The following is an 11,370-nucleotide window of genomic DNA, read 5'->3' as shown; positions in this document are numbered from 1 at the left end:
GTACTTACGCCCTGCTCGGCACGCACGGCGCACCACCCGCCCCAGCACCGAGCACCACCCCGGGAGACCCCGCATGCCCGACGCCCAGGCCTACCCCGCCCTCTGCACCCACACCCACCTGTTCCCCGGCGCGCGCTGCCGCCTCCAGGGCCTGCCCCACCCGGCGGCCTTCGCAGCGGCACCGGAGCCGATCGAGGCATACCTGCGCTTCTCCGACGGAGCGGCCACCGCGGCGGAGCTCCACACCGGATCCCCGACCGGACCGACCCTCACGGTCGCCGCCTACACCACCGCGGCAGGCACCCCCATCGACGACAGCACCTGGACCGTCAAGGGGATCGCACAGAAGGAGGACGACGTGGAACTGACCATCGGCGCCCCGAACCGCGCCTGACCCCCCCACGCCACGCCGACTCCCTGCCACAACGGCCCGAGGGCCCCGAAGCACGCTGGCGCGCCGCAACCAGACGCATCAGCTCAGCTCAACGGCCCCGTCGCCCGCCTCACCCCGGGCCGCACGCAGAACAGCCGCACCAGCAGGGGTGAGCGTATGCAGAACAGCCGGCCCCATACGGACGGTCGAAATGAGCCCCGCATCACGCAGCACCGTGGCATGCCGACTGGCGGCGGAAGCCGAAACCCCGGCCGCCCGGGCGATCTCCCCCGTAGTGGCACCACCGGCCGCCACCCGCAGAGCCACCGCCCGGGCCCGCCCGAGCAGATTGGTCAGAGACCGCTCGGGATCCTCTTCCCGCAAGGGCCGGGCCGCAGGCTCGTGCAACAGCGAGTACCAGAGCACCGGCGGCAGCCCGGGATCGGCGAACGCGACCGGCTCACCCCAGTTGAAATGCGAGGGAACGAGCGTGAGCCCACGCCCGTTCAGATACAGATCCCGGTCCTGCGTCTGCCGCGGATACGCGACCTCCAACACCGGCGGACCCCACCGGAACATGGGCCCGAGCCCCGCGAGCATGCCCTCGACCCCACCAAGCAGCAGCCCCCGCCCCCGCACCGCCCGCTCAGCCTCGATCCGCGCCTGGATCAGCTCCTGATGGGGCACGACGACGGCACCGTAATAGGCACGCAGCACCCCCACGAACTCCCGACGCACCTCACACTCAGCCAACCGCCCGGCCCACCCCGGCGCCCCGATGAGCCGGTCAAGAATGCCGACCTCCTCCGCAACCCGCTCCGCCGGCGTGGCCAGCAACGCCTCCAGCCCCGCATCCAGCCCCTCCACCCCGGAGCACGGCGTCAAAAAGTCCGGGAAGTACGCGGCCCTGGGATACAGCGGCAACAGAACACCCCGCAGCGCCCGCTCCAGCCCCTTCTCCCGCAGCCCCTGCCGCGCCGCCCGATACCACCCGGCGTACGCCCACCGACCACGACTGGACTGCAGCCGATGCATGCTCGCGGCCACCTCGAACAGCGGGTCGGGAGCGGGGGCGAGCCGGGTCCTTGCCAGATCCGCGTCATTGAAGTGGATGCGGAGCATGTGGTTTCCCCCCATCGGGTTCGGACCTCGCCCGTGACCGTAGGGAAACGCGATAAGGGTCCGATGGACGCCACATAAACGAGCCTGCGCCGCCCACGCCGGACCAACGACAGAAGCCCAGGTCGGACAGGATCCGACCTGGGCTTCGCGCTGAGCCCCCTGTCGGATTCGAACCGACGACCTACGCATTACAAGTGCGTTGCTCTGGCCAGCTGAGCTAAGGAGGCGTGCCGGAGCAGTCTAACCAACGCCTGGCCTCCGGCGACCGCGATTTCCCGGGTGCCCCGGACTACTGACAGATCGGGAAACGCCAGGTAACGTCACCGCAGGTTCACTCAGTGGACCAGACCACTCCCTACTCGGATCGTCCGGCACGTTCCTGCCGGTTGAGGAGAAGATCCATCATGGCCAGTGTCACGTTCGACAAGGCGTCCCGCGTCTACCCCGGCTCCACGAAGCCGGCCGTGGACCAGCTCGAGATCGACATCGCGGACGGTGAGTTCCTCGTCCTCGTCGGTCCCTCCGGTTGTGGCAAGTCGACCTCCCTGCGCATGCTCGCGGGTCTCGAGGACGTCAACGGCGGCGCGATCCGCATCGGTGACCGCGATGTCACGCACCTGCCGCCGAAGGACCGGGACATCGCCATGGTGTTCCAGAACTACGCGCTCTACCCGCACATGACCGTCGCGGACAACATGGGCTTCGCGCTCAAGATCGCCGGTGTGAACAAGACCGAGATCCGGGCGAAGGTCGAAGAGGCCGCCAAGATGCTGGACCTCACCGAGTACCTGGACCGGAAGCCGAAGGCGCTCTCAGGTGGTCAGCGGCAGCGTGTGGCGATGGGCCGGGCCATCGTGCGTGAGCCGCAGGTCTTCCTCATGGACGAGCCGCTGTCGAACCTCGACGCCAAGCTCCGCGTCTCCACCCGTACGCAGATCGCCTCGCTGCAGCGCCGTCTCGGCATCACCACCGTGTACGTCACCCACGACCAGGTCGAGGCCCTCACCATGGGTGACCGGGTCGCGGTGCTGAAGGACGGGCTGCTCCAGCAGGTCGACTCGCCGCGCAACATGTACGACCGCCCGGCGAACCTCTTCGTCGCCGGCTTCATCGGCTCGCCCGCGATGAACCTCGTCGAGGTGCCGATCACCGACGGTGGCGTGAAGTTCGGCAACAGCGTGGTGCCGGTGTCGCGTGAGGCGCTCTCGGCCGCCGCGGACCGCGGTGACACCACCGTCACGGTCGGCATCCGGCCCGAGCACTTCGACATCGTCGAGCACGGTGGCGCCGCCGCGAAGTCGCTGACCAAGGACACCTCGGACGAGCCCGCCGGTCTGGCCGTCTCCGTCAACGTCGTCGAGGAGCTCGGCGCCGACGGGTTCGTCTACGGCTCCACGCAGGTCGGCGGCGAGCACAAGGACCTGGTCGTCCGTGTCGGCGGCCGTGCCGTCCCGGAGAAGGGCACCGAGCTGCACGTCGTCCCGCGCCCGGACGAGCTGCACGTCTTCGCGACCTCCACCGGCGAGCGGCTCACCAACTGACCCGCCTCCTGCCGTACGCACGGCCCCGCGTCCCCCGGCATCGCCCGGCGGCGCGGGGCCGTTTGCGTGGTCCCGGCGGGTTTGGGTTTCGGCGCCGCGCGGCGTCAAATACCCCGGCACACTGGGCATTTCACCCCGGGGCGTCAACCTCGTATTCGAAAGGGCGCGTCGAACCATCCCCCGCGAGGGTGACGAATTGTCGCCAAGTCATCACCGGCCGCTACGCTCGCTGCGTGACCCACACCGCGCGCCGCATCGGCCGATCCCTCGCTCTCGTCCTGCCCGTCGTCATGGTTCTGTCCGGGACCCTCGCGGTCACCAGCGTTCCGTGGGCGGCGTCGGACAAGGACTCCCAGCTGCTGGCCGCCTCCTCGGAGACCGTGTCCAAGCCCGCGAAGCCGCACGCCCCGCAGGACGTCCTGCGCGAGAAGCTGCTCGTGGAGCTTCAGGAGAAGGACCCGGGCGCCGCGCTCACGGGCCTCCAGCGGGCCGTCGAGCAGCGTCCGTCGCTCGCCCGCCACTGCATGTCGATCGCCAAGGCGCTCGGCAAGGCGGCCGTGGAGCAGTACGGCCCGACCCGGGCGCACCGCTTCTCCCGTCCGGTCTGCGACACCTCGTTCGCCTCCGGCGTCGCGCAGTTCAGCTGAGCTCCGGAGGCTGAGCCCCGGAGGCTGAGCCCCGGAGGCTGAGCTCCGGAGGCTGAGTCCGGGAGGCGGTCGCGCCGGGCGCCGCCTTCCGTGGGCGGGCACCGCATATCGTGCCTGCCATGCATACGTATCCGACGCAGGCCGTGATCCTTGCCGGTGGCCAGGGGTCGCGGCTGCGGCCGTACACCGACGACCGCCCCAAGCCGATGGTCGAGATCCCCGGGACCGGGACTCCGATCATCGGCCATCAGCTGTCCTGGCTGGCCGCCGAGGGGGTCACCGACGCCGTGGTCTCCTGCGGGCATCTGGCCGAGGTGCTCCAGGAGTGGCTGGAGGAGGCCGTTCTGCCGCTCCGGGTCACGACGGTCGTGGAGACCGAGCCGCTGGGGCGGGGCGGCGGGCTGCGGTACGCGGCCGAGCGGCTGCCCGACGCCGATCAGCCGTGGTACGCGACGAACGGTGACATCTGGACCCGTTTCCCGCTGCGGGAGATGGCGGCCTTCCATGCGGAGCGCGACGCCACCGCCACCCTGGCCCTCGCCCGGCCGCGCATCCCGTGGGGTGCGGTGGAGACGGACGCGTTCGGGCACATCACCGACTTCATCGAGTCGCCGCCGTCGCCGTATCTGATCAACGCCGGGGTGTACGTGTTCTCGCCCGCGTTCACGAAGCTGCTGCCGGACCGCGGTGACCATGAGCGGACGACGTTCCCGCGGCTCGCGCGCGAGCGCCGGCTGGCCGGGTATCCGCTGCCGAACGGAGCGTACTGGCGGGCCATCGACACCGCGAAGGATCTGACCGAGGCGGCTCGCGAGCTGGGGTCCCACGGCGTCTGACAGGGGCCCGTACGCGCAGTCGCCCGTACGCTGCTCAGCTCACGAGGGCGGCGCCCACCCGGCAGGAGAACCGGGTGGGCGCCGCCCTCGTCGCGTGGTCGTGCGGGTCAGCCGAGGAGGCCGCCGATCGGGTTCCGGCCGCCGCCGCCCGAGGTGGATCCTTCGCCGCCGGAGGAGGTGGAGCCGCCGGTGGGGTCCGGTTCGCCGCCGCCGCCCGTGGAGGCGTCGCCGCTGGTGGAGCCGGACGAGGTGGGTCCGGCGCTGGTGGCGGCCGGGGGCTGCTGCGGGGTGGTCTGCTGCGGGGGTGCCTGGCCGGTGCCCTGGGTCTGGCTGGGCTGGGTGCCCTGGCCGGTGCTCTGGCCGCCGCCGGTGTCGCGGGTGGCGCCGGGGTCGGCCTGGCCGGTGGCGGGGGTGCTCGCCGCGCCGGAGCTGGTGGGTTCGGGCTGTCGCTGCTGCTCGGGGGTGCGGGAGGCCTGGCGTTCCCCGGTGGACTCCTGGGGCAGCGGCATGCCGGGGAGGCGATTGGTGGGGTTGTCGTTGCGGCCGGGGACGGTGACGACCTCGGTGGAGCGGACCGCGCCGCCGAGGATGGAGCCGATGAGCAGGGTGAGGCCGACGACGACGGTCGCGACGACGGTGCCCCGGCGCAGGACCCGGCGGCGCAGGTCCCAGAGTTCCGATCGGGGGCCGAGCTTGCGCCAGGCCTCGCCGGCGAGTCGGCCGTCGACGGAGTAGACGGGGGCGCCGGCGATGATCAGCGGGCTCCAGGCGGCCAGCAGGATGATGTCGGGGGCGTCGTACACCGGGACCGTGCGCCAGCTGACCGTCACCAGGAGCGCGGCGGAGAGCAGGGCGCCGAAAGCGGCGGCGACCCGCTGCCAGAGGCCGAGGACGGTGAGGACGCCGACGACCACCTGGAGGAAGGCGACGGTCAGTCCGGCGCCGACCGGGTGGGAGAGGGCGAAGTCGCGCAGGGGTTCGGCGACGGCCCACGGGTGCAGGGAGGTCAGCCACTTGACCATGGAGCCGCGTTCGCCGCCGTCGAAGTAGACGGGGTCGCACAGCTTGCCCATGCCGGCGTAGATGGAGATGAAGCCGAGGAGGACCCGCATGGGGAGCAGGACGACGCCCAGGTTCATCCGGTGGCCGGGGTAGTAGGCGTGCCGGACGGGGTCGCCCGTGCCGCGCCGGGCGTGGGCGTCGGTGTCGTCGGCTTCCGGGGCGTCGGCGTCGTAGTCGTCGCCGGGGGCTTCGGGTCCGTCGAGCGGGTCGTCGTACGCGCCGACGGCCTGTCGCATGGGCGGCAGCAGGGGGCCGGTGCGTCCCGGTTGGTGGGGGGCGGTCAGTACGGGGTTGGGCTGCGTCTCCTCCAGGAGCGGGATGACCTGGGTCGCGCCCGCTTCGTGGCCGCCGGGGGCTCCGCCGAGTCCGGCGTCGAGGTGTCCGGCGGTGGAGTTGCGCACGGCCTGGAGGAGGCCCGTCGCACCGGGGTCGCCGGGAGCGGACTTGCCGCTCCAGACGACGGGTGCCCGCCTGCGGCCTCCGCCCGCGCCGCTCATGGCGGGGATGCGGGCCGTGCCCGCGGGGGCACCGCGCAGCCGTGCGCGCTGGCCCGGGGCGAGCTGCACCCGGAAGCTGGCGTGGTTGACGATGACCTGCGCGGGGTCGCTGTCCACCTTGGTCATGCTCAGGGCGGGTTGTTCGTCGAACCGAGGCGTTCTGGTGTCCACACTCATCTAACCGAGTGATGTGTGTTTAGGACACTGCCTTGACCGCACCGAATGTGTCCGAGACCCGTCAAGATCAGGCCAAACTCGGGCATCCTGGATGGATGTTCGGCGTTCGCCCGTCGACTCGCCCGGCGGGCGGGCCTGTCGACGGGCGAACCCCTGACGTTCTAGGCGCGGCGGCGCGCCACCTCGTACAGCACGATGCCCGCGGCGACACCGGCGTTGAGCGACTCGGCGCCGCCCGGCATGGAGATCCGCACCCGGTAGTCGCAGGTCTCGCCGACGAGGCGGCCCAGCCCCTTGCCCTCGCTGCCGATGACGATGACGACCGGGCCGTCCAGCTCTTCCAGGTCCTCCACCGTGTGCTCGCCGTCGGCGGCCAGGCCGACGACCGTGAGGCCCGCCTTCTGGTAGCCCTCCAGGGCGCGGGTGAGGTTGGTGACCCGGGAGACGGGGGTGCGGGCGGCCGTGCCGGCGGAGGACTTCCAGGCTCCGGCGGTCATGCCGGCCGCGCGGCGCTCGGGGACGACGACGCCGTGGCCGCCGAACGCGGAGACGGAGCGGACGATGGCGCCGAGGTTGCGCGGGTCGGTCACGCCGTCGAGGGCGACGATCAGCGGATCCTCGTGGGCGTCGTCGGCGGCGGCGAGCAGGTCGTCGGGGTGCGCGTACTCGTACGGCGGGACCTGGAGGACGAGGCCCTGGTGGTTCAGGCCGTTCGTCATCCGGTCGAGCTCGGGGCGCGGGGCCTCCATCAGGTTGATGGTGCCGCGGTCGCCGGCGAGCTTGAGGACGTCGCGGACGCGCTCGTCGTTGTCGATGTACTGCTGGACGTACAGCGTCACGGCGGGGACGCCGTCGCGCAGGGCCTCGTAGACCGGATTGCGGCCGACGACCATCTCCGAGGTGCCCTTGGCGCCGCCGCGCCGGGGCGCGGGGCGGCGGGCGGCGGCCTGCTTGGCCTGGGCGTTGGCGACCCGGTTCTTCTTGTGTCCCTTGCGAGCGGACGCGGGCGGGGTCGGGCCCTTGCCCTCCAGGCCACGGCGTCGCTTGCCACCGCTGCCGACCTGCGCGCCCTTCTTGTTGGACGTGCGGCGGTTCCTGCGCTGGCTGTTCCCGGCCATGACCTACCTGTTCCTGTAAATCCTCGATCCGCACGCGGATGTGGATCGTGTACGTCTCATCAGTGTGCCGCCCGGATCGCCGGGCGGCACCATTGCCCTGCTCAGAGGTTCGCTCAGCGCGGTCCCAGCGTCCACCGGGGGCCGGTGGGGCTGTCCTCGATGACGAGGCCGGACTGGCCCAGCTGGTCGCGGATGGCGTCGGCGGCGGCCCAGTCCTTGCGGGCGCGGGCCGACTGCCGCTGGTCGAGGACGAGGCGCACGAGGGTGTCGACGACGCCGTGCAGGTCCTCGCCGCGGTCGCCCTCGCCCGCCCACTGCGGGTCGAGGGGGTCCAGGCCGAGGACGCCGAGCATGGCCCGGACCTCGGCGAGGCGGCCCGCGGCGGCTTCCTTGTCGTCGGCGGCCAGTGCGCTGTTGCCCTGGCGGACGGTGGTGTGGATGATCGCCAGCGCCTGCGGGACGCCCAGGTCCTCGTCCATCGCCTCGGCGAAGGCGGGCGGTACTTCGGCGGCGGGGGCGACGGTCTCCCCCACCTTCTCGGTGACGCGCTGGACGAAGCCCTCGATGCGGGCGAACGCGGACTCGGCCTCGCGCAGGGCCTCCTCGCTGTACTCGATCATCGACCGGTAGTGCGGGGTGCCGAGGTAGTAGCGCAGGACGATGGGGCGCCAGTGCTTGACCATCTCGCTGACGAGGACGGAGTTGCCCAGCGACTTCGACATCTTCTCGCCGGCCAGGGTGACCCAGCCGTTGTGCACCCAGTAGTTGGCGAACGTGTCGCCGTACGCCTTGGCCTGGGCGATCTCGTTCTCGTGGTGCGGGAAGATCAGGTCGATGCCGCCGCCGTGGATGTCGAAGGCGGAGCCCAGGTACTTGTGGGCCATCGCGGAGCACTCCAGGTGCCAGCCGGGCCTGCCGCGGCCCCACGGGGTCTCCCAGCTGGGCTCGCCCGGCTTGACGGCCTTCCACATGGCGAAGTCGCGCGGGTCGCGCTTGCCGGTCTCGCCGTCGCCGGAGGGCTGGCGCAGATCGTCCAGCTCCTGGTTGGAGAGCTGCAGGTAGCCGGGGAGGGAGCGCACGTCGAAGTAGACGTTGCCGTCGGCCTCGTAGGCGTGGCCGCGCTCGATCAGGCCGCGCATCATCTCGATCATCTCGGGGATGTGGCCGGTGGCGCGGGGCTCGTAGGTGGGCGGCAGGCAGCCGAGCACGTCGTAGCCGTCGTTGAACGCGCGCTCGTTCTCGTAGCCGATCGACCACCAGGGGCGGCCCTGCTCCGCGGACTTCGCGATGATCTTGTCGTCGATGTCGGTGACGTTCCGGATGAACGTGACGTCGTAGCCGCGGTAGGTGAACCAGCGGCGCATGATGTCGAAGTTCAGGCCCGAGCGGATGTGGCCGATGTGCGGTGCCGCCTGGACGGTGGCGCCACAGAGGTAGATCGAGACACAGCCCGCGGTGAGCGGGACGAAGTCACGGATCTGCCGGGCGCTGGTGTCGTGCAGGCGAATAGTCACGCCTCAAGGGTAGTAGGCCGACACCAGTGCCCCGCGACCCTTGGGGATCGCGGGGACAACTTTCTGGTACCGGGATGGTTCTGGACACCCCGGAGAGCGTTTTCCGGCCGTACGAGGGGGAGTCCCCGGGTCTCGGAGCTCCCCGTACGGCTTGCCGGTGTACTTCACCGAGAGCTCGTCGATCAGCTCCTGCCCGCCGTCGGCCGTCAGCGTCGCCTCGCCGCGGATCTCGGCGTAGCCGTACGGGGCGTCGGAGCGGTCCGGTGTTCCGATGCTGCTCCTGCCCGACAACCGCGCGGTCCCGCATCCTTCCCGCCGCGTCCGGCCGGAAGGGTGAACGCGGCGCCCCGCCGGAGGGTCCTAGCGGGTCCGGTAGACCAGGGCGGTGGCGATGCCGGCGATGCCCTCGCCGCGACCGGTGAAGCCGAGGCCGTCGGATGTGGCGGCGGAGAGCGAGACCGGGGCGCCCACCGCGGCGGACAGCACCTTCTGCGCCTCCTCGCGCCGCTTGCCGATCTTCGGACGGAGGCCGACGACCTGGACGGCGACGTTCCCGATCTCGAAGCCCTCGGCGCGGACGATCCGGGCGGCTTCGGTGAGCAGGGTGATGCCCGCGGCCCCGGACCACTCGGGGCGGCCCGTGCCGAAGTGCTGCCCGAGGTCGCCGAGGCCCGCGGCGGAGAAGAGCGCGTTGCACGCGGCGTGCGCGACGACGTCGGCGTCCGAGTGTCCGGCGAGTCCCGGGCCCTCGCCGTCCCACTTCAGGCCCGCGCACCACAGCTCGCGGCCCTCCTCGAAGGCATGGATGTCGGTGCCGATGCCGACGAGCGGGATGACGGCGGGGGCGGGCCCCGCCGCAGAGGTGTCAGAAACCATCGTTGGCCCTCCTGCGGGCGAGTACCGCTTCGGCCAGCACCAGATCGAGCGGCCGGGTCACCTTGAACGCCTCTTCGTGGCCGGGGACGACGACCACGGGCTTCCCGAGGCGTTCCACCATGCCCGCGTCGTCCGTGGCGCCCTCGCCGTCGACCGCGACCTCGGCGTGCGCCCGCTCCAGCGTCTCCCGGTCGAACCCCTGTGGCGTCTGGACCGCGCGCAGCCTGGCCCGTACGGGGGTGGCGAGCACCGGTTCCGGCTCGCCCGGTGCCTGGGCGGGCTCGACCTCCTTGACGGTGTCCGCCAGCGGCAGCGCGGGGACGACGGCGGGTGCCCCGTCCCGTACGGCGGCGGCGACCGCGTCCACCGTGTCGACCGGCACCAGCGGGCGGGCGGCGTCGTGGACCAGGACGACGGCGACATCCCCGGGCAGCGCTTCGATGCCGAGGCGGACGGACTCCTGGCGGGTCTCACCGCCCGGCACCACCAGGTAGTCGGTGCGCTCGGGCAGCGCGTGCTCGTCGAGGAGGTGCTTCACCTCGGGCGCGCCGCCCGGCGGGGCGACGACCACGACGAGGGAGACGGCGCGTGAGGCGGCCATGGCGCGGACGGCATGGATCAGCATGGGCGTGCCGCCGAGCACCCGGAGGGCCTTGGGCGCGCCCGGGCCGAGCCGCACGCCCCGGCCGGCCGCGGGGATCACCGCGGCGGTACGGGGAGGGCGCGGCCGGTCGGTCGGGGGTGGCGTCGCTGACATCGGTTGCACTCCGAAGGTCCGAGGGGTCCGAGGTTCCGGGAGGAAGGTCCCGAGGTTCGGCAGGTTTGTTTCCACGACCGACATGGGTAGGGGCCCAGCGAGCCGGGAGTGACACCCTGACTCGCACCGGGCCCCTTCCGTGACCATCCGCCCGGTCGAGCGCGGGTCGCACCGGGCTCACACGACATCGGGGCCGCCTTGTGCTCGACGGCCCCGTGTACACGGATTCGGGTGGTTCACGGATCCGGGATACGCGGATTCGGGTCCGAACATGCCGCAGCGCCCGACGACACAGCGTGAAAACGACTGGTCAGCGGGCACCGCGGCACATTCATACGACCGGTGTGATCCGGTTTCAGGACGCGAGGACCTCGTCGAGCAGGGCCTCGGCCTTGTCCTCGTTCGTGTTCTCCGCGAGGGCGAGCTCGCTCACCAGGATCTGGCGGGCCTTAGCGAGCATGCGCTTCTCTCCGGCGGAGAGACCGCGCTCGCGCTCCCGACGCCACAGGTCACGGACGACTTCCGCGACCTTGATGACATCGCCGGAGGCGAGCTTCTCGAGATTTGCCTTGTAACGCCGGGACCAGTTCGTCGGCTCTTCGGCGTACGGTGCACGCAGCACCTCGAAGACCCGGTCCAGCCCGTCCTGCCCGACCACGTCGCGCACGCCTACGAACTCCGCATTGTCCGCCGGCACACGAACCGTCAAGTCGCCCTGGGCGACCTTGAGCACCAAGTAGGTCTTGTCCACGCCTTTGATCTGGCGAGTTTCGATAGCCTCGATCAGCGCGGCCCCGTGATGGGGATAGACCACGGTGTCGCCAACCTTGAACGTCATGTGACAGGTACC

Annotated in this window: 11 protein-coding genes, 1 tRNA gene and 1 pseudogene; 4 read left to right on the top strand and 9 right to left on the bottom strand. The window is 71.5% G+C overall.

Annotated features, from left to right (window positions below; genetic code table 11):
* The first annotated feature begins 73 nt into the window (after window positions 1-73).
* The gene (locus D3105_RS04755) at window positions 74-394 is read left to right on the top strand and encodes a hypothetical protein (protein ID WP_118900278.1); all 321 of its coding nucleotides are present in this window, start codon (window positions 74-76) and stop codon (window positions 392-394) included.
* Window positions 395-472: 78 nt separating this feature from the next.
* Here D3105_RS04755 and D3105_RS04750 read toward each other — a convergent pair whose 3' ends face one another.
* Window positions 473-1,495: an ArsR family transcriptional regulator gene (locus D3105_RS04750; protein ID WP_118900276.1), complete on the bottom strand. Its 1,023-nt coding sequence runs from the start codon at window positions 1,493-1,495 to the stop codon at window positions 473-475.
* A gap of 153 nt (window positions 1,496-1,648) precedes the next feature.
* Window positions 1,649-1,722 (bottom strand) — tRNA-Thr (locus tag D3105_RS04745).
* Window positions 1,723-1,899: 177 nt separating this feature from the next.
* Here D3105_RS04745 and D3105_RS04740 point away from each other — a divergent pair.
* The 3 genes from D3105_RS04740 to D3105_RS04730 all read left to right on the top strand — a co-directional run bounded on the left by D3105_RS04740 (window position 1,900) and on the right by D3105_RS04730 (window position 4,519).
* Entirely contained in the window at window positions 1,900-3,036 is a 1,137-nt protein-coding gene (locus D3105_RS04740; protein WP_069739789.1) for an ABC transporter ATP-binding protein, read from the top strand.
* 233 nt (window positions 3,037-3,269) lie between these two features.
* Window positions 3,270-3,683, top strand: coding sequence for a hypothetical protein (locus tag D3105_RS04735; RefSeq protein ID WP_069739788.1), 414 nt, complete (start codon window positions 3,270-3,272; stop codon window positions 3,681-3,683).
* A gap of 119 nt (window positions 3,684-3,802) precedes the next feature.
* On the top strand, window positions 3,803-4,519 hold the full coding sequence (locus D3105_RS04730) for a nucleotidyltransferase family protein (protein ID WP_118900274.1): 717 nt from the start codon (window positions 3,803-3,805) through the stop codon (window positions 4,517-4,519).
* 107 nt (window positions 4,520-4,626) lie between these two features.
* On the opposite strand, the gene D3105_RS04725 is transcribed toward D3105_RS04730, so the two are convergent.
* The 7 genes and pseudogenes from D3105_RS04725 to D3105_RS04695 form a co-directional block, all read right to left on the bottom strand.
* Window positions 4,627-6,255: a DoxX family membrane protein gene (locus D3105_RS04725; protein ID WP_240646801.1), complete on the bottom strand. Its 1,629-nt coding sequence runs from the start codon at window positions 6,253-6,255 to the stop codon at window positions 4,627-4,629.
* Window positions 6,256-6,416: 161 nt separating this feature from the next.
* Entirely contained in the window at window positions 6,417-7,373 is a 957-nt protein-coding gene (rlmB, locus tag D3105_RS04720) for a 23S rRNA (guanosine(2251)-2'-O)-methyltransferase RlmB (RefSeq protein ID WP_118900269.1), read from the bottom strand.
* Between the two features lie 113 nt (window positions 7,374-7,486).
* On the bottom strand, window positions 7,487-8,887 hold the full coding sequence (gene cysS, locus D3105_RS04715) for a cysteine--tRNA ligase (RefSeq protein WP_118900267.1): 1,401 nt from the start codon (window positions 8,885-8,887) through the stop codon (window positions 7,487-7,489).
* 3 nt (window positions 8,888-8,890) lie between these two features.
* Window positions 8,891-9,139, bottom strand: a pseudogene (locus tag D3105_RS35970) (hypothetical protein); the annotation flags it as partial.
* A 108-nt stretch (window positions 9,140-9,247) separates the two neighbouring features.
* Entirely contained in the window at window positions 9,248-9,763 is a 516-nt protein-coding gene (ispF, locus tag D3105_RS04705) for a 2-C-methyl-D-erythritol 2,4-cyclodiphosphate synthase (protein WP_118900265.1), read from the bottom strand.
* Window positions 9,753-10,520: a 2-C-methyl-D-erythritol 4-phosphate cytidylyltransferase gene (gene ispD, locus D3105_RS04700; RefSeq protein ID WP_118900262.1), complete on the bottom strand. Its 768-nt coding sequence runs from the start codon at window positions 10,518-10,520 to the stop codon at window positions 9,753-9,755. Before ispD ends, ispF begins: the two co-directional genes overlap by 11 nt.
* Before the next feature lie 355 nt (window positions 10,521-10,875).
* On the bottom strand, window positions 10,876-11,358 hold the full coding sequence (locus D3105_RS04695; RefSeq protein WP_003953493.1) for a CarD family transcriptional regulator: 483 nt from the start codon (window positions 11,356-11,358) through the stop codon (window positions 10,876-10,878).
* Between the last annotated feature and the right edge of the window lie 12 nt (window positions 11,359-11,370).

Origin of the sequence: Streptomyces globisporus, assembly GCF_003501885.1 — a bacterium.
Classification (GTDB): Bacteria; Actinomycetota; Actinomycetes; order Streptomycetales; family Streptomycetaceae; genus Streptomyces; species Streptomyces globisporus_D.
The sequence above is the reverse complement of the archived record's forward strand: the minus strand, read 5'-3'. Positions and strand labels throughout refer to the sequence as shown.

Coding starts and splice junctions, on each gene's coding strand:
- D3105_RS04750 (WP_118900276.1), bottom strand. CDS start 1,495: ATGCTCCGCATCCACTTCAATGACGCGGATCTGGCAAGGACCCGGCTC.
- D3105_RS04695 (WP_003953493.1), bottom strand. CDS start 11,358: ATGACGTTCAAGGTTGGCGACACCGTGGTCTATCCCCATCACGGGGCC.
- ispF (WP_118900265.1), bottom strand. CDS start 9,763: ATGGTTTCTGACACCTCTGCGGCGGGGCCCGCCCCCGCCGTCATCCCG.
- D3105_RS04755 (WP_118900278.1), top strand. CDS start 74: ATGCCCGACGCCCAGGCCTACCCCGCCCTCTGCACCCACACCCACCTG.
- D3105_RS04725 (WP_240646801.1), bottom strand. CDS start 6,255: ATGAGTGTGGACACCAGAACGCCTCGGTTCGACGAACAACCCGCCCTG.
- D3105_RS04730 (WP_118900274.1), top strand. CDS start 3,803: ATGCATACGTATCCGACGCAGGCCGTGATCCTTGCCGGTGGCCAGGGG.
- D3105_RS04740 (WP_069739789.1), top strand. CDS start 1,900: ATGGCCAGTGTCACGTTCGACAAGGCGTCCCGCGTCTACCCCGGCTCC.
- ispD (WP_118900262.1), bottom strand. CDS start 10,520: ATGTCAGCGACGCCACCCCCGACCGACCGGCCGCGCCCTCCCCGTACC.
- rlmB (WP_118900269.1), bottom strand. CDS start 7,373: ATGGCCGGGAACAGCCAGCGCAGGAACCGCCGCACGTCCAACAAGAAG.